20 protein-coding genes and 1 riboswitch are annotated in these 17568 nt (G+C 60.1%); of the genes, 17 read left to right on the forward strand and 3 right to left on the reverse strand.

Annotated elements, in window-relative coordinates:
• Positions 1–9: 9 nt before the first annotated feature.
• The 12 genes from lptE to lipA all read left to right on the forward strand — a co-directional run bounded on the left by lptE (position 10) and on the right by lipA (position 10914).
• On the forward strand, positions 10–570 hold the full coding sequence (gene lptE / locus ACRAWE_RS14080; protein ID WP_060440523.1) for an LPS assembly lipoprotein LptE: 561 nt from the start codon (positions 10–12) through the stop codon (positions 568–570).
• Positions 567–1601, forward strand: a complete 1035-nt coding sequence (gene holA / locus ACRAWE_RS14085; protein WP_019454082.1) for a DNA polymerase III subunit delta — start codon at positions 567–569, stop codon at positions 1599–1601. The genes lptE and holA overlap by 4 nt, the downstream gene beginning before the upstream one ends.
• Positions 1591–2253, forward strand: coding sequence for a nicotinate-nucleotide adenylyltransferase (gene nadD / locus ACRAWE_RS14090; RefSeq protein ID WP_432525498.1), 663 nt, complete (start codon positions 1591–1593; stop codon positions 2251–2253). The genes holA and nadD overlap by 11 nt, the downstream gene beginning before the upstream one ends.
• 194 nt (positions 2254–2447) lie before the next feature.
• Complete coding sequence (rsfS, locus tag ACRAWE_RS14095) at positions 2448–2765, forward strand: ribosome silencing factor (protein WP_016928774.1); 318 nt, start codon at positions 2448–2450, stop codon at positions 2763–2765.
• A gap of 3 nt (positions 2766–2768) precedes the next feature.
• A complete protein-coding gene (gene rlmH, locus ACRAWE_RS14100) occupies positions 2769–3239 on the forward strand; it encodes a 23S rRNA (pseudouridine(1915)-N(3))-methyltransferase RlmH (RefSeq protein ID WP_004940002.1) in 471 nt (156 codons plus the stop codon).
• 38 nt (positions 3240–3277) lie between these two features.
• Positions 3278–5173: a peptidoglycan DD-transpeptidase MrdA gene (gene mrdA, locus ACRAWE_RS14105; protein WP_019454084.1), complete on the forward strand. Its 1896-nt coding sequence runs from the start codon at positions 3278–3280 to the stop codon at positions 5171–5173.
• An 8-nt stretch (positions 5174–5181) separates the two neighbouring features.
• Positions 5182–6294: a peptidoglycan glycosyltransferase MrdB gene (gene mrdB, locus ACRAWE_RS14110; RefSeq protein WP_004940006.1), complete on the forward strand. Its 1113-nt coding sequence runs from the start codon at positions 5182–5184 to the stop codon at positions 6292–6294.
• A 10-nt stretch (positions 6295–6304) separates the two neighbouring features.
• Entirely contained in the window at positions 6305–7390 is a 1086-nt protein-coding gene (gene rlpA, locus ACRAWE_RS14115; RefSeq protein ID WP_019454085.1) for an endolytic peptidoglycan transglycosylase RlpA, read from the forward strand.
• A gap of 180 nt (positions 7391–7570) precedes the next feature.
• Positions 7571–8782, forward strand: coding sequence for a D-alanyl-D-alanine carboxypeptidase DacA (gene dacA / locus ACRAWE_RS14120; protein WP_019454086.1), 1212 nt, complete (start codon positions 7571–7573; stop codon positions 8780–8782).
• Between the two features lie 104 nt (positions 8783–8886).
• Positions 8887–9153: a DUF493 family protein YbeD gene (gene ybeD, locus ACRAWE_RS14125; RefSeq protein WP_004940012.1), complete on the forward strand. Its 267-nt coding sequence runs from the start codon at positions 8887–8889 to the stop codon at positions 9151–9153.
• A gap of 134 nt (positions 9154–9287) precedes the next feature.
• Positions 9288–9956 carry a lipoyl(octanoyl) transferase LipB gene (gene lipB, locus ACRAWE_RS14130; RefSeq protein ID WP_025160045.1) on the forward strand — a complete coding sequence of 223 codons (669 nt, stop codon included), beginning with the start codon at positions 9288–9290 and terminating at the stop codon, positions 9954–9956.
• Positions 9949–10914 carry a lipoyl synthase gene (gene lipA, locus ACRAWE_RS14135; RefSeq protein WP_025301835.1) on the forward strand — a complete coding sequence of 322 codons (966 nt, stop codon included), beginning with the start codon at positions 9949–9951 and terminating at the stop codon, positions 10912–10914. Before lipB ends, lipA begins: the two co-directional genes overlap by 8 nt.
• Positions 10915–11008: 94 nt before the next feature.
• Here lipA and tatA read toward each other — a convergent pair whose 3' ends face one another.
• Positions 11009–11227 carry a Sec-independent protein translocase subunit TatA gene (gene tatA / locus ACRAWE_RS14140; protein WP_019454089.1) on the reverse strand — a complete coding sequence of 73 codons (219 nt, stop codon included), beginning with the start codon at positions 11225–11227 and terminating at the stop codon, positions 11009–11011.
• 218 nt (positions 11228–11445) lie between these two features.
• On the opposite strand from tatA, the gene ACRAWE_RS14145 reads away from it, so the two are divergent.
• A complete protein-coding gene (locus tag ACRAWE_RS14145) occupies positions 11446–12513 on the forward strand; it encodes a diguanylate cyclase (RefSeq protein ID WP_019454090.1) in 1068 nt (355 codons plus the stop codon).
• A gap of 1 nt (position 12514) precedes the next feature.
• On the opposite strand, the gene ACRAWE_RS14150 is transcribed toward ACRAWE_RS14145, so the two are convergent.
• Positions 12515–12943 (reverse strand): GNAT family N-acetyltransferase, encoded by a 429-nt coding sequence (locus tag ACRAWE_RS14150; protein ID WP_025160047.1) that lies wholly within the window; start codon positions 12941–12943, stop codon positions 12515–12517.
• A gap of 83 nt (positions 12944–13026) precedes the next feature.
• Positions 13027–13089, forward strand: a riboswitch (Fluoride riboswitch).
• Between the two features lie 79 nt (positions 13090–13168).
• On the opposite strand from ACRAWE_RS14150, the gene crcB reads away from it, so the two are divergent.
• The 3 genes from crcB to ACRAWE_RS14165 all read left to right on the forward strand — a co-directional run bounded on the left by crcB (position 13169) and on the right by ACRAWE_RS14165 (position 15634).
• Positions 13169–13552, forward strand: coding sequence for a fluoride efflux transporter CrcB (gene crcB / locus ACRAWE_RS14155; protein ID WP_019454092.1), 384 nt, complete (start codon positions 13169–13171; stop codon positions 13550–13552).
• Positions 13553–13840: 288 nt separating this feature from the next.
• On the forward strand, positions 13841–14437 hold the full coding sequence (locus ACRAWE_RS14160; RefSeq protein ID WP_063918885.1) for a TetR/AcrR family transcriptional regulator: 597 nt from the start codon (positions 13841–13843) through the stop codon (positions 14435–14437).
• A 6-nt stretch (positions 14438–14443) separates the two neighbouring features.
• Entirely contained in the window at positions 14444–15634 is a 1191-nt protein-coding gene (locus ACRAWE_RS14165) for a multidrug effflux MFS transporter (protein WP_019454094.1), read from the forward strand.
• A 57-nt stretch (positions 15635–15691) separates the two neighbouring features.
• Here ACRAWE_RS14165 and cspE read toward each other — a convergent pair whose 3' ends face one another.
• A complete protein-coding gene (gene cspE / locus ACRAWE_RS14170; RefSeq protein WP_004940030.1) occupies positions 15692–15901 on the reverse strand; it encodes a transcription antiterminator/RNA stability regulator CspE in 210 nt (69 codons plus the stop codon).
• Positions 15902–16246: 345 nt separating this feature from the next.
• Here cspE and ACRAWE_RS14175 point away from each other — a divergent pair, with 345 nt between their 5' ends.
• Positions 16247–17410, forward strand: coding sequence for a M20 peptidase aminoacylase family protein (locus ACRAWE_RS14175; RefSeq protein WP_063918884.1), 1164 nt, complete (start codon positions 16247–16249; stop codon positions 17408–17410).
• Positions 17411–17568 lie beyond the last annotated feature (158 nt).

Here is a 17568-nt window from a genome sequence, read left to right on the forward strand (position 1 = left end):
GGAGGAGTTGTGCGACAACGTATTCTGACGCTGTTGCTGGGGTTGGCGGTGCTGGTCACCGCCGGCTGCGGTTTTCACCTGCGTGGCACCACGCAGGTGCCTAATGAAATGAAAACGCTGATCCTGGACAGCGCCGACCCTTACGGCCCGTTGACGCGTGCGGTGCGTGAGCAGCTGCGCCTGAACGACGTGACTATCGTCAGCGATCCGAAGCGTAAAGACGTGCCTTCTCTGCGCATCCTCGGCGCGACGGAAAGCCAGGATACCGCCTCGATCTTCCAGGACGGTAAAACCGCCGAGTACCAGCTGGTGCTGACCGTACAGGCCCAGGTGCTGATCCCGGGGCATGACCTGTATCCGCTGTCGGTGAAAGTGTTCCGTTCGTTCTTCGACAACCCGCTGACCGCGCTGGCCAAGGACTCCGAACAGGAGATCATTCGCCAGGAAATGCGTGAGCAGGCGGCGCAACAACTGGTGCGCAAACTGCTGACCGTGCATGCGGCGGAAGAAGAGAACCGGCAGAAAGCCGCTGCCGCCGGCGAACGAGCGGCAAGCCAAACCGCACAATGATCCGCATTTACCCGGAACAACTTGCCGCGCAGCTCCGAGAGGGGCTGCGCGCTTGTTATTTATTGAGCGGCAATGAACCGCTGCTGCTGCAGGAAAGCCAGGATTTACTCCGGCAGGCCGCGCAACAGCAGCAGTTCAGCGAGCACTACAGCATTTCCCTCGACGCCCATACCGACTGGGACGCCATCTTCGGCATCTGCCAGGCGATGAGCCTGTTCGCCAGCCGCCAGACGCTGCTGCTGATCTTCCCGGAAAACGGCCCGACGGCGCCGATCGGTGAGCAGTTGAGCAAACTCGCCACGCTGCTGCACGACGATATTTTGCTGATCCTGCGCGGCCCGCGCCTCACCAAAGCGCAGGAAAACAGTGCCTGGTTCAAGGCGCTCAGCCCGCACGGCGCCCTCGTCAGTTGCCAGACGCCGGAACAGGCGCAGCTGCCGCGCTGGGTCGCCGCACGCGCCAAAGCGATGAAGCTGGAGTTGGACGACGCCGCCAATCAGCTGCTGTGCTACTGCTACGAAGGTAACCTGCTGGCGCTGTCGCAGGCGTTGGAGCGGCTGTCGCTGCTGCACCCGGACGGCAAGCTCACGCTGCCGCGCGTCGAACAGGCGGTGAACGACGCCGCCCACTTCACGCCGTTCCACTGGCTGGACGCCCTGCTGGCCGGCAAGAGCAAGCGCGCCTGGCATATTCTGCAGCAGCTGCAGCAAGAGGACGTGGAGCCGGTGATCCTGCTACGCACTCTGCAGCGCGAACTGCTGCTGTTGCTGACGCTGCAGCGCCGCATGGCGTCTGCGCCGCTGCGCACGCTGTTCGATCAGCACAAGGTCTGGCAGAACCGCCGCCCGCTGGTGACCCAGGCGTTGCAACGCCTGTCCGGCCCCCAGTTGCAGCAGGCGGTACAGCTGCTGACGCAAATCGAGCTGACGCTCAAGCAGGACTATGGCCAGTCGGTCTGGCCGGAACTGGAAACCCTGTCGATGCTGCTGTGCGGCAAACCCCTGGCCACGAGTTTTACCGATGCCCACTAATCCGGAACACCCCACCGTATTGCACGCGCTGTTCGGCGGCACCTTTGACCCGATCCACTATGGCCATCTGCGGCCGGTTGAGGCGCTGGCCGCCGAAGTGGGCCTGAATCGCGTCACGCTGCTGCCTAACCACGTGCCGCCGCACCGCCCGCAGCCGGAGGCCAATGCGCAGCAGCGCCTGAAGATGGTCGAGTTGGCGATCGCCGGCAACCCGCTGTTTGCGGTCGACGATCGCGAACTGCACCGCACCACCCCCTCCTACACCATCGAGACGTTGGAAACGATTCGTAAAGAGCGTGGCGCCGCCCAGCCGCTGGCGTTTATTATTGGCCAGGACTCGCTGCTGACGCTGCATAAATGGCACCGCTGGCAGGCGCTGCTGGACGTCTGTCATTTGCTGGTGCTGACGCGCCCAGGCTATAACGATCGCATGGACACGCCGGAGCTGCAGCAGTGGCTGGAACGCCACCGCACCGCCGACCCGGCGCTGCTCAGCCGCCGCCCGCACGGCCATATCTACCTGGCCGATACGCCGGAGCTGGAAATTTCCGCCACCGAGATCCGCCAGCGCCGCCATCAGGGCCTCAACTGCGACGACCTGCTGCCCCGCTCGGTGCAGCGCTATATCGAGTTGCAGGGTTTATATCGCTAGCGAAAGGTGCGTGATATACTGCGCCGCTATTTTTCAGGTATCCGCTGAAAACCCCGGAAACCTTAGCTGGCCGGGCAGTCACCAGTTAGCTGGCTTTCAGCGGCAGCCTGCCGAAACCATTATCCGGTTACGCCGCAGCGCGCGCATTTTGCCCGCCGCAGCCGACTGAACAGAACACACCCGAGGGGGAACCTTTGCAAGGTAAAGCGCTCCAAGATTTCGTCATCGATAAAATCGATGACCTGAAAGGCCAAGACATTATCGCTCTGGACGTACAGGGCAAATCCAGCATCACCGATTGCATGATCATCTGCACCGGCACCTCGACGCGTCACGTAATGTCGATCGCCAGCCACGTGGTGCAGGAATCCCGCGCCGCAGGCATGGAACTGTACGGCATGAAAGGCCAGGAAGCCTCCGACTGGATCGTGGTCGATCTGGGCGAAGTGATCGTGCACGTGATGCAAGAAGAGAGCCGTCGCCTGTACGAGCTGGAAAAACTCTGGAGCTAAGCGGTGAAACTGCAATTGGTGGCGGTCGGCACCAAAATGCCAGACTGGGTGCAAACCGGCTTTATGGATTACCTGCACCGCTTTCCCAAAGATATGCCGTTTGAGCTGACCGAGATCCCGGCGGGCAAACGCGGCAAAAACGCCGACATCAAACGCATTCTGGACAAGGAAGGCGAACAGATGCTGGCGGCGGTGGGCAAAGGCAACCGCATCGTTACGCTGGATATCCCAGGCACGCCGTGGGAAACGCCGCAGCTGGCGCAACAGCTTGAACGCTGGAAGCAGGATGGCCGCAACGTCAGCTTGCTGATCGGTGGCCCGGAAGGGCTGGCGCCCGCCTGCAAAGCCGCTGCCGAGCAGAGCTGGTCACTTTCTCCGTTGACACTGCCGCATCCTTTGGTGCGCGTTCTGGTGGCCGAAAGCCTCTACCGCGCCTGGAGTATTACTACAAATCATCCTTACCACCGGGAATAGCCGGTGGTGACCGTGACAGAGTGAAATAAAGCAGCGGGATGAAAATAGAACGTAACCCTTTTCGCGACTATACGGCTGAATCCGCCCTGTTTGTACGCCGCGCCCTGGTGGCGTTCTTGGTCATCCTGGTGCTGTCCGGCATCCTGATCGCCAACCTGTATAATCTGCAAGTGGTCCGCGTCGAGGATTACCGCACCCGCTCCAACGAAAACCGCATCAAGCTGGTGCCCATCGCGCCCAGCCGCGGCATTATCTACGATCGCAACGGCACCCCGCTGGCGCTCAACCGCACCATTTACCAGCTGGAGCTGATGCCTGAAAAAGTCGACGATCTCAAAGCCACGCTGCAGGCGCTGCGCCCGGTGGTCGATCTGACCGACGACGACATCACCAATTTCGAAAAAGAGCGCAAGCGCTCGCGCCGTTTCGTCTCGATTCCGGTGAAAACCGCGCTGACCGAAGTACAGGTCGCCCGCTTTGCGGTCAATCAATTCCGCTTTCCCGGCGTGGAAGTGAAAGGCTACCAGCGCCGCTACTACCCTTACGGTTCCGCCCTCACCCACGTTACCGGCTACGTGTCGAAGATCAACGACCGTGACGTCGAGCGCCTGGACAAAGACGGCAAGCTGGCCAACTACGCCGCCACCCACGATATCGGCAAGCTGGGCATCGAACGCTACTACGAAGACACGCTGCACGGCAAAACCGGCTATGAAGAGGTCGAGGTCAACAACCGCGGCCGGGTGATCCGCCAGCTGCACGAGCAGCCGCCTTCCGCCGGTCAGGACGTTTACCTGACGCTCGATCTCAACCTGCAGCGCTATATCGAACAGCTGCTGGTCGGCAGCCGCGCCGCCGTGGTGGTGAGCGATCCGCGCACCGGCGCCATCCTGGCGATGGTGTCTAACCCGAGCTACGATCCGAACCTGTTCGTCGACGGCATTTCCAGCAAGGACTATCAGGGGCTGCTGAACGATCCGAATCGCCCGCTGATCAACCGCGCTACGCAAGGGGTCTACCCACCCGCCTCGACGGTGAAACCTTACATCGCGGTGTCGGCGCTGAGCGCCGGAGTGATCACCAAGAATACCGTGGTGTTCGATCCCGGCTGGTGGCAGCTGCCCGGCTCGGAAAAACGCTTCCGCGACTGGAAAAAATGGGGCCACGGCCGCCTGAACGTCACCAAGGCGCTGGAAGAATCCGCAGATACCTACTTCTATCAGGTCGCCTATGACATGGGGATCGATCGGCTGTCGAGCTGGCTGACCAAATTCGGTTACGGCCAGTACACCGGCATCGATCTGGCCGAAGAGCGCTCCGGCCTGATGCCGACGCGCGAATGGAAGCTGAAACGCTATAAGAAACCGTGGTATCAGGGCGACACCATTCCGGTGGGCATCGGCCAGGGTTACTGGACCGCCACGCCGATCCAGATGGCCAAGGCGCTGAACACCCTGATCAACGATGGCACGGTCAAAACGCCGCACCTGCTGCAGAGTACCCGCGTCAACGGCGCGCTGGTGCCGTTCAAACAGGAAGAAGACACGCAGATCGGCGATATTCACTCCGGCTTCTGGGAAATCGCCAAAGACGGCATGTACGGTGTGGCCAACCGTCCGAACGGGACGGCGCGCAAATACTTTGCGGACGCACCTTATAAAGCCGCGGCGAAATCGGGCACCGCACAGGTCTTCGGTTACGAAACCTACAACGCCCACAAACTGGCGGAACACCTGCGCGATCACAAGCTGATGACCGCCTTCGCGCCGTTCAACAACCCGACGGTGTCGGTCGCCATCATCCTGGAAAACGGCGGCTCCGGTCCGGCGGTGGGTACCATCACCCGCCAGATCCTCGACCACATCATGCTGGGCGACAACAATACGCAATTGCCAAGCGAGGCTCCGCTGCCGCCTGGCGTAGAAGGTGACTAAGGTAGAACATGACTGAAAGCCAACAAAAAGGCTCGATCTGGACCAAAATCCACATCGACCCGACGTTCCTGCTGTTGATCCTGGCCCTGCTGGTCTACAGCGCCTTCGTGATGTGGAGCGCCAGCGGCCAGGACATCGGCATGATGGAGCGCAAGATCGGGCAGATCGTCATGGGGCTGATCGTGATGGCCGTCATGGCGCAGATCCCGCCGCGCGTCTACGAAAGCTGGGCGCCCTATCTGTATATCTTCTGCGTGATTTTGCTGATCCTGGTGGACGCCTTCGGGCAGATCAGTAAAGGCGCCCAACGCTGGCTGGATCTCGGCGTGGTGCGCTTCCAGCCGTCGGAAATCGCCAAGATCGCCGTGCCGCTGATGGTGGCGCGCTTTATGAACCGCGACGTCTGCCCGCCTTCACTGAAAAACACCGCCATCGCGCTGGTGCTGATCTTCCTGCCGACGCTGCTGGTGGCCGCGCAGCCGGATCTGGGCACGTCTATCCTGATCGCCGCCTCCGGCCTGTTCGTGTTGTTCCTGTCCGGCATGAGCTGGAAGCTGATCGCCGTCGCCGCCGTCGCGCTGGCAGCCTTTATCCCGGTGCTGTGGTTCTTCCTGATGCACGGCTATCAACGCGACCGCGTAATGATGCTGCTCGATCCGGAGAGCGACCCGCTCGGCGCCGGATACCACATTATTCAATCGAAGATCGCCATCGGCTCCGGCGGCCTGTCCGGCAAGGGTTGGCTGCACGGCACCCAGTCGCAGCTGGAGTTCCTGCCGGAGCGCCATACCGACTTTATCTTCGCCGTTCTGGCCGAAGAGCTGGGGTTGATCGGGGTGTTGGTGCTGCTGGCGCTCTACCTGCTGGTGATCATTCGCGGGCTGATGATCGCCGCCAAGGCGCAAACCACCTTCGGCCGCGTGATGGTCGGCGGCTTGATGCTGATTTTGTTCGTTTATGTCTTTGTTAACATCGGTATGGTCAGTGGCATTTTGCCGGTAGTTGGCGTACCTTTGCCTCTGGTCAGTTACGGGGGTTCGGCGCTGATAGTGTTGATGGCCGGTTTCGGCATCATCATGTCGATCCACACGCATCGGAAAATGCTGTCTAAAAGTTTATAAGAGGTGAGTAATGCGTAAGGAATGGCTTTGGATCGGCGTCGCGGCGGTGTTGCTCTCCGCCTGTACCGCCCCGACCACGGAACAGCAGGCGCCACAGCAGCCGTACAACGGCCCGGTGGTGGAAATCGGTGGCGTCGAGCCTCAATATGAACCCTATAACCCTAATAACATGCAGGATTATAAGGTTAATGGCGATACTTACCGCATCGTAAAAGATCCGCAGAACTTCTCGCAGACCGGCCTGGCGGCCTGGTACGGCGAAGAAGCCAACGGCAACACCACGGCGCTGGGCGAGCAGTTCGATCCTAACGGCCTGACCGCGGCGCACCCGACCCTGCCGATCCCTAGCTATGTGCGCGTCACCAACCTGGCCAACGGCCGTCAGCTGGTGGTACGCGTCAACGATCGCGGGCCTTATACCAAAGGCCGCATCATCGATCTGTCGAAAGCCGCCGCCGACCGCCTCAACCTGTCCAACAACACCAAGGTCAAGGTAGATTTCATCAACGTGGCGCCGGATGGCACGCTGAGCGGCCCTGGCACCATCGGCACCATCGTGGCGAAACAGAGCTACGCCCTGCCGGCGCGCCCGGATCTCGGCTCCAGCGGCATGGGCACCCCGATCCAGCAGGACGTGCCGGTCGCCAGCGGCGCGGCGGTGCGCCCGATCGATAACAGCACTCTGCGCACCGACGACAATGCCCCAGCCGCCGGCGGCAACGCCGCAAACGGCCGCGGTGGTTTCCTCGGCGCGCCAAGCGCAGTGCCGGCCGGCGTGCTGGAAGGCTCCGAGCCTGAAGCCGCTTCGGTGGCCGCACCGGTTGCGGCCGGCGCCACCGCCGCTGCCGGCATGGCTGCCGCCTCTTCCTCAGGCGGTTACGTGGTGCAGGTCGGCGCGCTGAGCAGCGCCGAGCGCGCCCAAAGCTGGCAGCAAAGCCTGAGCCAGCAGTTTGGCGTCCCAGGCAAAGTGGCGGCCAACGGCAACGTTTATCGCGTTCAGCTCGGCCCATTCAGCAGCCGTCAGCAGGCGGCCCAGCTGCAACAACGCCTGGCCAGCGAAGCGCAACAACAGTCTTTCGTTACTGCTGCACCCTGAGCATTAAGCCCGGCGGGCATTCACGGCCGATAAGCGGTTATTTAGCTGAAACATTTTCTTGCAGCTAAAAGTGCACTAACCGCAATTAGGCAGATGAATGGGTAATGCCTGCCGGGATCGCATCTGCTATAGTGTGGCTCGTTTTTTAACTTTACTTTCACGGATGTTGTAGTCCCGATCATGAAACAAGTAACTTCTTTTCGCTTAATCAAGAGCATCGCATTCGGCACCGTTATCGCAATGGGCGCAGCCTCCGTCGCGCATGCCGATGACGTTAACCTCAAAACCATGATCCCAGGTGTCCCGCAGATCGATGCGGAAGCGTACATCCTGATTGATTACAACTCCGGCAAAGTGCTGGCCGAGATGAACGCCGACGCGCGTCGCGATCCGGCCAGCCTGACCAAAATGATGACCAGCTACGTCATCGGCCAGGCGCTGAAAGCCGGCAAAATCGGCCAGGACGACATGGTGACCGTCGGCCAGGACGCCTGGGCAACCGGCAACCCGGTGTTCAAAGGCTCCTCGCTGATGTTCCTGAAGCCAGGCGATCGCGTGCCGGTCTCCAAACTGACCCGCGGCATCAACCTGCAGTCCGGTAACGACGCCTGCGTGGCGATGGCCGACTACGTCGCCGGCAGCCAGGACGCGTTCGTCAACCTGATGAACACCTACGTCAACAAGCTGGGCCTGCAGAATACCCACTTCCAGACGGTGCACGGCCTGGATGCCCAAGGGCAATACAGCTCGGCGCGCGACATGGCGTTGATCGGCCAGGCGCTGATCCGCGACGTGCCGGACGAATACGCGATTTATAAAGAGAAAGAGTTCACCTTCAACAATATCCGCCAGATGAACCGTAACGGTCTGCTGTGGGACACCAGCCTGAACGTCGACGGCATCAAAACCGGCCACACCGACGCGGCGGGTTACAACTTGGTGGCTTCGGCGACCGAAGGCCAGATGCGTCTGATCTCCGCTGTGCTGGGTGGCCGCACCTACAAAGGCCGTGAAACCGAGAGCAAGAAACTGCTGACCTGGGGCTTCCGCTTCTTTGAAACCGTGGCGCCACTGAAAGTCGGTAAAGAGTTCGCCTCCGAGCCGGTCTGGTTCGGCGACGCCGATCGCGTTGAGCTGGGCGTGGACAAAGACGTCTACCTGACCATCCCGCGTGGCCGCATGAAAGATCTGAAGGCCAGCTATGTGCTGAACACGCCGGAAATTCACGCGCCGCTGGCGAAAAATCAGGTGGTCGGCACCATCAACTTCCAACTGGACGGCAAAACCATCGATCAGCGTCCGCTGGTGGTGATGAACGAAGTGAAAGAAGGTGGTTTCTTCAGCCGCATCGTGGACTATATCAAACTGATGTTCCACCACTGGTTCGGTTAACGGTTGAAACGGGCAAAATTGCCCCCATATACTGAATAACATTAACTCCCGCCCCGGCGGGAGTTATAATTTATAGATTAGCTAGCACTCTGGAGCGCACGCACATGCAAAAAACTAAACTGAACGAACTGCTCGAATTCCCTTGCTCGTTTACCTACAAGGTGATGGGCCTGGCGCAGCCTGAGCTGGTTGACCAGGTAGTTGAAGTGGTGCAGCGCCATGCACCGGGCGATTACAACCCGCAGGTTAAGCCAAGCAGCAAAGGCAACTACCACTCCGTCTCCATCACCATCAACGCCACTCACATCGAGCAGGTCGAAACCCTGTACGAAGAGTTGGGCAACATTGAAATTGTTCGCATGGTGCTGTAATTCCAGCATAAACCCCTGCTTATCAACCCGGGATGGCGCAGCGTCTTCCCGGGTTGCGCATTTTTGGTCAGCGAAAGGCTGGTCGCAGGCCGGAGCGCCCGGTATAATGGCTTTACCACTTCTGTAACCTGACGATGACTCTTTTGCAACCAGACAAGATCATTTTGCGTCAGCTGGGGTTGCAGCCCTACGCGCCTGTATCCCAAGCCATGCATAACTTCACCGACGGTCGTACCGAGAGCACGCCGGACGAACTGTGGCTGGTGCAGCATCACCCGGTGTTCACCCAGGGCCAGGCCGGCAAAGCCGAGCACGTACTGATGCCCGGCGATATCCCGGTTGTCCAGAGCGATCGCGGCGGCCAGGTGACCTATCACGGGCCGGGCCAGCAGGTGATGTACGTGATGGTCGATCTGAAACGCAGCAAGGTCGGCGTACGCCAATTGGTCACGGCGATAGAAGATACGGTTATCAACACCCTCGCCCACTTCCGTCTCGAATCGCGCGCCCGTCCGGATGCGCCGGGCGTGTACGTGGGGGAGCAGAAAATCTGTTCGTTGGGTTTGCGGATCCGTAAAGGCAGCTCATTCCACGGCCTAGCCCTGAATGTGGCGATGGATCTCAGCCCTTTCCAACGCATCAACCCTTGCGGTTACGCCGGCATGCAGATGACGCAGGTCAGCGCGCTGGCGCCCGGCGTTGGCATTGAAGACATACACCCAATCCTGGTACAGGAATTTGTTCATTTACTCGGCTACCAGACGGTCGAGCTTCGTAACTGGAACCTGCACGATTATGAGTAAACCAATTCAGATGGAACGCGGCGTCAAATACCGCGATGCTGACAAAATGGCGCTGATCCCGGTCAAAACGGTGGTCACCGAACGGCAGGAGCTGTTGCGTAAACCCGAGTGGATGAAGATCAAACTGCCTGCCGACTCAACGCGCATTCAGGGCATCAAAGCCGCGATGCGCAAGAACGGCCTGCACTCCGTCTGTGAGGAAGCCTCGTGCCCTAACCTGTCCGAGTGCTTCAACCACGGCACCGCCACCTTTATGATCCTCGGCGCCATCTGTACCCGCCGCTGCCCGTTCTGCGACGTGGCCCACGGCCGCCCGATCGCGCCGGACGCCAACGAGCCGGAAAAGCTGGCGCAAACCATCGCCGACATGGCGCTGCGTTACGTGGTGATCACCTCGGTTGACCGCGACGATCTGCGCGACGGCGGCGCTCAGCACTTTGCCGACTGCATCTCGGCCATCCGCGCCAAGAGCCCGAACATCAAAATCGAAACGCTGGTGCCGGACTTCCGCGGCCGTATGGACCGCGCGCTAGAGATCCTCACCGCCACGCCGCCGGACGTATTCAACCACAACCTGGAAAACGTGCCACGCGTATACCGCCAGGTGCGCCCGGGCGCCAACTACGAGTGGTCGCTGAAGCTGCTCGAACGCTTTAAAGAAGCGCACCCGGATATCCCGACCAAGTCCGGCCTGATGGTCGGCCTTGGGGAAACCAACGCGGAAATCGTCGAAGTGATGCGCGATCTGCGTCGCCACGGCGTGACCATGCTGACGCTGGGTCAATACCTGCAGCCAAGCCGTCACCACCTGCCGGTGCAACGCTACGTCAGCCCGGCCGAGTTTGACGAGATGAAAGAAGAAGCGATGGCGATGGGCTTCACCCACGCCGCCTGCGGTCCGTTCGTGCGTTCGTCTTACCACGCCGATCTGCAGGCCAAAGGGATGGAAGTGAAATAACGCGTAATAGTTTGTTACGCTAAAGACGGCGGAAACGCCAAAAAACGGATGTCCGCAAGGCATCCGTTTTTTTATTGCGCGCCATCAGACGGGATTAAACGTCTTTCTTTTCGACGCTCTGCTGAGCGGATTGGCTCTCGGCGGCGTTGTTGCCGGCGGCCGGCGGTGGCGTGCTGTCATCGCCCACGGCTTTTTTAAAGCCTTTCAGCGCCGCGCCAAGATCGGCGCCGAGCGTGCGCAGTTTGCTGGTGCCGAACAGTAAAATCACCAACACCGCAATCACCAGAAGTTTGGTAATGCTGATACCTTCCATACTCACCTTCTTATCATAGAGCGCTGCGTGAACAGCGAGAAAAACTGACCTTGCCTGCGAATATTTAGCGACTTTCCCCCGGCTCGCACAACCGCAACATGTAACAGAGTGAGATCCATCGCAGGAATGCCACACGGCTTCACGGCGTGAATACCAGACTATTCTTAGTTTATCACCCGCATGATACGCTGCTGTGATACTCATCAGGGAGATGCCGGATGTATATTGCCCCACCCATTTTCGATGCCCGAAAATCCGGCCTCAGCTTCGCCAAACGCACCTATCTGCCCCGCGTGGCCGGTTTGGGACTTGGCTTTATCTGCGTCTGCGCCGCGCTCTACCCGCTGGCTCCGCCAACGGCAGTCTGGCTCTTACTGGCCTTTCACGGCTTTCTCTGGCCGCATCTCGCCTACCGCCTGGCCTGCCGCGCCAAAGATCCGTTCAAAGCCGAAATTCGTAACCTGTTGATCGACTCCGCCTTCGGCGGCGTCTGGGCGGCGATGATGGCGTTCAATGCGCTGCCTGCGATTGTCATCCTGTCGATGATGAGCATGAACAACATCGCCTCGGCCGGCAAAACGCTGTTTGTGAAAGGATTGATGATTCAGCTGGCCGCCGCGGCGATCGCCGGCGCGCTGCTCGGTTTCCCGTTTCACCCGCAAAGCACCCCGCTGCAAATCTATCTGTGCCTGCCGATGATCTATCTGTATCCAACGCTGCTTGGTTTGGTGACCTACCGCACCGCCAAGCGGCTGGCGGAAAAGAAACAGGAGCTGCAGCGTATCAGCACCCGCGATGGGCTGACCGGTTTGTACAATCGCCGCCACTGGGAGCATCTGCTGCATCGCCAGTTCGACAGCTGCCGCCGCTATCAGGACAGCGCCACGCTGATTCTGATGGACATCGATCGCTTCAAAACCATCAACGACACCTTCGGCCATGCGCTGGGGGACGAAGCCCTGGCGGCGCTGGCGGAAGAGCTGCTGATCGGCTTACGCAACGTGGATATCGTCGGGCGTTACGGCGGGGACGAATTTGGCGCGGTACTGCCGAACACCAACGCCGAACAGGCGACAACCGTCCTGCAGCGCATTCAGCAACGGCTGGACGCCGTCAGCTTCAAAGAGGCGCCTCAGCTACGGCTGCAGATCAGCGCAGGCATCGCCAACTACCACCCTGAGTTGGGCGGTTATCTGGACTGGCTGAAAGCCGCCGACGGCGCGCTCTACCGGGCGAAGCAAAACGGCCGCAACCGGCTGGAAACGGCGACGCCGACGGGTGGCTAGCTTACTGACTTAATAGCTTGGCAAAATACTTTGGCGCTTCGACAAAGCCTTCGCGCCGATAAAACGCATGGGCCCGCTCACGGCGGCTGTGGCAATGAACTTCCAACCGATCGCAGCCGCGACGGTGCGCCAGCGCCTCGCCCTCCGCCAACAGCAACCGCCCTACGCCCGCGCCGCGCGCCCGATCGTCGACGCAAAAATAGCTGATGCGGGCAATATCGCCGGCCAACGCCAGCTGAGGCAGAAAATGCAGCGACAACACGCCCAGCACTTGCTCCTCCTCAACCGCCACCAGCAGCGCCTCATCCGGATGCGCCAACAGTTGCTGCATTCGCTGCGTCAGAAACGCCTCGGTGCCGGGATAATCCAGCGCCGTCATTAATTCGGCGATAGCATGTCGGTCGCTCAGACGCGCCGTTCTGATTTCCATCCGTTTTACCTCGCAGAGTGTCGATACTACAAAATAGGCGGCTTTAGGTGTAACATCCAACGGGTACGGCAAAAAAGGCCGTGCGGCACGCTGGAGATGACATTCCTCCCTAACCGCCTTCACAGGCTGATGATGTCTACGTAACCTCTCGGAGAGAGGCGCGTAGCGTTACGCCTGTCCCTTTCCGAGTCCCGTGAATTTCTCTGATTGAAAGGTAGTTGCCCCATGTTGAGCTCTTTACTGGCCGTATTTATCGGCGGCGGCGTCGGCAGCGTACTGCGCTGGGCGGTAAGCATGAAAATGAATCCGTTGAACGCCCACATTCCGCTCGGTACGCTGATGGTCAATCTGGTCGGCGGTTTTATCATCGGCCTGGCGATGGCGATTTTCACCCGCATGACGCACCTGGATCCCACCTGGAAATTGCTGATCACCACCGGGTTTTGCGGCGGCTTGACCACCTTCTCTACCTTTTCGCTGGAGGTGGTGTACCTGATGCAGGATGGCCGCTTCGGCTGGGCATTGGCCAATATGCTGCTCAACCTGGCCGGTTCGCTGGCGATGACGCTGCTGGCTTTCATGCTGGTCATGTGGGTCAACGGGCGCTAAGTCCTTAATGTTTCCTTAATCTTGCATGCGCATAATCTCATCCAGTACCCCTGACTGGATGAGAAACCGCTATGTTTAGCCTGCCGAAAACCGCCGCCGAAGCGATCGCCGTTGCGCTGTGCGTGCTGATCGTCGCCGCCTTTATCAAATCTTACCTGTTCGCTTAAACGCCTTTTCCCGCAGCACGCGTTCATCTTGCACCCTTCCCGTCGGTTGCACTACAATTGAGAATGAACGTTCACACCCAAAAATGTGAACCCGGCTCACGCGTAGCAAAGGATCGGGCAGATGCTCTCCCCCAACGACACTAAACAGGCCAAGGTGCAGGCGCGCCGCGATCAGATCGTCGAAGCGGCGAAAATCAGCTTCCGCCGCCACGGTTTCCACGCCGCCAGCATGGCGGAAATCGCTCAGGGCTCACAGCTCAGCGTCGGCCAAATCTATCGCTATTTCGCCAATAAAGACGCGATTATCGAGGAGATCGTCAACCGCATCATCGCCAACAAGATGCAGCGCCTGGAAAACCTTGGCGATCACATCAATCTGATCGCCGGCGTGCTGGCGGCGCGCACGCTGTTCCAGCAGCCGGGCGAGAGCGAAACCGACCACATGCTGATGCTGGAAGTGACCGCCGAGGCCACGCGCAATCCGGTGGTGGCCAAAATGCTCAGCGACGCTGAAGCGCGGCTGTTTCGCCACGTGTGCCACAACCTGCAGCGGCTGTATCCCCATTTCAGCGCGGAAGAGATCGCCGCGCGGGTGGAGTTTATCGCCGTCATGAGCGAAGGCACCGGTTACCGGATCCTTACCACGCAAAAAGCCGATGCGTCCCTGCTGCGCGATCTGTATCAGCAGGCCATTTCTCATCTGTTCAGGAAATCCTAATCTCTCATGACCAAACACTTAGCCAGACAACGTCTGGTGTACGCCGTCGTGCTTGGCCTGTTGGCCGCGCTGGGGCCGCTGTGCACCGATCTCTACCTGCCCGCCCTGCCGGAGATGGCAGGCGAGCTGAATACCTCCACCGCCGCCGCGCAGCTCAGCCTGACCACCGGGCTGCTCGGTCTGGGCGTCGGCCAGCTGATTTTCGGCCCTTACAGCGACAAACTGGGCCGCATGCGCCCGCTGCTGCTGTCGCTGATCCTGCTGCTGGGCGCTTCGCTGTGGTGCGCGCTGGCGCCCACCATCGACCAGTTGCTGATCGCCCGCCTGCTGCAGGGCATCGCCGGCGCCGGTGGGGCGGTGATTTCCCGCGCCATCGCCCGCGATCTGTATGCCGGGCATGAGCTGACCCGCTTCTTCGCCTTGCTGATGCTGGTCAACGGCCTGGCGCCGATCGTCGCGCCGGTGCTGGGCGGCGTCATGCTGCAGGTGATGAACTGGCGCGGCATCTTCGGCGTGCTGGCGGCCATCGCGGTGCTGCTGTTCAGCCTGTCGGCGCTGAAGCTACGCGAATCCCTGCCGGTCGAGCGCCGCAGCCAGGGCGGCATCCTGGCGATGCTGATGTCGCTGGGCAGTCTGTTGACCCAGCGCTATTTCATGGGACTGTGCCTGACGCAGGGCTTCGTGATGGCCGGCATGTTCGCCTATATCGGCGCCTCGCCTTTCGTCTTGCAGCAGATCTACGGCCTCAGCCCGCAGATGTTCAGCCTGTGCTTCGCCATTAACGGCGTCGGGCTGATCATTGCGGCGCAGCTGGCCAGCCGCCTCAGTTCTCGTTGGGGTGAGCGCCGGGTGTTGAAGAGCGGGCTGACGCTGGCAGCCGTCGCGTCGCTGTTGCTGCTGTTGGCCGCCGCGCTGCACGCGCCGCTGGTATTGCTGCTGGTGCCGCTGTTCTTCTCGGTGGCGGTGATCGGCATCGTCGGCCCGACCGCCTCTTCGCTGGCGATGCAAAGCCAGGGTGACAAAGCGGGCAGCGCCTCAGCCTTGATCGGCGTGTGCATGTTCGCGCTCGGCGCCTGCGCCGTGCCGCTCACCGGGCTGGGCGGCACCTCGAGCCTGTCGATGGCGCTGACCATCGTCGGCTGCTACGCCGTCGCCATCCTGCTATTCAGCCTGTTGGCCCGCCGCAGCGAAGCATAATGCGCCCAATAAAAAACCCGCTCAATGAGCGGGTTTTAAGAAATTCAGCTACGCAGCTTAGATAGCAGTAACGTTAGCGGCAGATGGGCCTTTGGCACCGTTCGTGATTTCAAATTCTACACGCTGGCCTTCAGCAAGCGTTTTGAAACCGTTGCTAACGATGGCAGAGAAGTGAACGAAAACGTCCTTGCTACCATCTTCCGGAGTAATGAAACCGAAGCCTTTGGATTCATTAAACCACTTAACGCTACCTTTAATCTTAGACATCAAACTTACCTTTAACGTGAATGAAAGACACAAAACCTGTGTCGATCACAGTACAGCAAGCAGGCAGGATTTTGTCCACCACCGCGATCACAGAAATCCGATAAAGAGTGAAAAAATCCGTGTTGCCCGGTGTAAATTGATTGCACCGGTTGCGATAAGTTACCGTTTCAGGTCAATCCTCTTCAGGCGTCGGCAAACAACGAGCGAACGCCCAAACTTGCCCATTTCTCCATCGTTGACGCCCCCGTGCAGACGCAATCGCTATGAAATATAACCAGATGGTCTTTTTGCTTCGGCGCCCGCTGCACTAGGGTTAGGGTTTATTTCCCACTGTGAGCCAAGCCTATGACCAGCCAGTTGGCAGACAAAATTATCGCCTATCGGCGTGAGCTGCACCAAAACCCCGAGCTTTCCAATCACGAATTCGCCACCACCACCCGGCTGACTTGCTGGCTGCAAGAGGCGGGTATTCGCCTGCTGCCGTTGGCGCTGAAAACCGGCGTCGTGGCGGAGATAGGCAGCGGCAAAGGGCCGATCATCGCGCTGCGCGGCGACATTGACGCGCTGCCGATCGACGAGATCGCCGATGTGCCCTTCAGTTCGCAAAACCGCGGCGTGATGCACGCCTGCGGCCACGACTTTCACACTTCGGTGATGCTCGGCGCCGCACACCTGCTGAAAGCGCGCGAGGCCGAGCTACCCGGCACGGTGCGCATCTTCTTCCAGCCGGCGGAAGAGACCTTCAACGGCGCCCGGCACCTGATCGACGCCGGCGCGCTGGATAACGTCGCGGCGGTGTTTGGCCTGCACAATGCGCCGGAACTGCCCACCGGCACCTTCGCCACCCGCGCCGGGCCGTTTTACGCCAACGTCGATCGTTTCCAGATCCAGATCACCGGCAAAGGTGCCCACGCCGCCAAACCGGAACAGGGCGTCGACACCATCGTCACCGCCAGCCAGATCGTCGGCGCACTGCAGACGCTGCCCAGCCGCAGCTTCAGCTCGCTGGAATCGCTGGTGGTGAGCGTGACGCGCATCGAAGGCGGCAATACCTGGAACGTACTGCCGCAAACCGTGGAGCTGGAAGGCACGGTGCGCACCCACAGCGACGCGGTGCGCCGCCAGGTGCCGGACAAGATTCGTCAGGTGATCGACGGCGTCGCCGCCGCGCTGGGCGCCCAGGCCGAACTGCACTGGCAGCCGGGGCCACCGGCGGTGATCAACGACGCGCATTGGGCGGCATTCAGCAAAACCGTCGCCGCCGAGGCCGGTTACCGGGTTGAAGAGGCGGAACTGCAGATGGGCGGCGAAGATTTCGCGCTTTATCTGCACCATGTTCCAGGCGTGTTTGTCAGCATCGGATCCGCCAGCGAGTTCGGCTTGCATCATCCGCGTTTCAATCCCGATGAACGCGCTCTGTTCCCGGCGGCGCAATATTTCACGCTGCTGGCGGAACGCACGCTGCAACAATTAACCACCGCGCCGGAAAAAACCCTCAGCAACGCCTGAATAACAACAAATATTATTTCCCCAACGCTGCTGATGCCGCGCCGGGGATTATTATTTTCGCCTACCGTGATATTTGCCGTTTTCAACATTTGAATATGCTGTTTTGTTGTTTTACATCCCGCCGCCGCTCATCAATAGTGGACTCATCAGACACTGCG

It is taken from the genome of Serratia sp. BFP-2025, from assembly GCF_050880365.1.
GTDB classification, from domain to species: Bacteria; Pseudomonadota; Gammaproteobacteria; order Enterobacterales; family Enterobacteriaceae; genus Serratia; species Serratia surfactantfaciens.

Bases quoted from the DNA above. Each gene is read 5' to 3' on its own strand.
- holA (WP_019454082.1), top strand. From the start codon at position 567: ATGATCCGCATTTACCCGGAACAACTTGCCGCGCAGCTCCGAGAGGGG.
- nadD (WP_432525498.1), top strand. From the start codon at position 1,591: ATGCCCACTAATCCGGAACACCCCACCGTATTGCACGCGCTGTTCGGC.
- mrdA (WP_019454084.1), top strand. From the start codon at position 3,278: ATGAAAATAGAACGTAACCCTTTTCGCGACTATACGGCTGAATCCGCC.
- mrdB (WP_004940006.1), top strand. From the start codon at position 5,182: ATGACTGAAAGCCAACAAAAAGGCTCGATCTGGACCAAAATCCACATC.
- rlpA (WP_019454085.1), top strand. From the start codon at position 6,305: ATGCGTAAGGAATGGCTTTGGATCGGCGTCGCGGCGGTGTTGCTCTCC.
- dacA (WP_019454086.1), top strand. From the start codon at position 7,571: ATGAAACAAGTAACTTCTTTTCGCTTAATCAAGAGCATCGCATTCGGC.
- ybeD (WP_004940012.1), top strand. From the start codon at position 8,887: ATGCAAAAAACTAAACTGAACGAACTGCTCGAATTCCCTTGCTCGTTT.
- lipB (WP_025160045.1), top strand. From the start codon at position 9,288: ATGACTCTTTTGCAACCAGACAAGATCATTTTGCGTCAGCTGGGGTTG.
- lipA (WP_025301835.1), top strand. From the start codon at position 9,949: ATGAGTAAACCAATTCAGATGGAACGCGGCGTCAAATACCGCGATGCT.
- tatA (WP_019454089.1), bottom strand. From the start codon at position 11,227: ATGGAAGGTATCAGCATTACCAAACTTCTGGTGATTGCGGTGTTGGTG.
- ACRAWE_RS14145 (WP_019454090.1), top strand. From the start codon at position 11,446: ATGTATATTGCCCCACCCATTTTCGATGCCCGAAAATCCGGCCTCAGC.
- ACRAWE_RS14150 (WP_025160047.1), bottom strand. From the start codon at position 12,943: ATGGAAATCAGAACGGCGCGTCTGAGCGACCGACATGCTATCGCCGAA.
- crcB (WP_019454092.1), top strand. From the start codon at position 13,169: ATGTTGAGCTCTTTACTGGCCGTATTTATCGGCGGCGGCGTCGGCAGC.
- ACRAWE_RS14160 (WP_063918885.1), top strand. From the start codon at position 13,841: ATGCTCTCCCCCAACGACACTAAACAGGCCAAGGTGCAGGCGCGCCGC.
- ACRAWE_RS14165 (WP_019454094.1), top strand. From the start codon at position 14,444: ATGACCAAACACTTAGCCAGACAACGTCTGGTGTACGCCGTCGTGCTT.
- cspE (WP_004940030.1), bottom strand. From the start codon at position 15,901: ATGTCTAAGATTAAAGGTAGCGTTAAGTGGTTTAATGAATCCAAAGGC.
- ACRAWE_RS14175 (WP_063918884.1), top strand. From the start codon at position 16,247: ATGACCAGCCAGTTGGCAGACAAAATTATCGCCTATCGGCGTGAGCTG.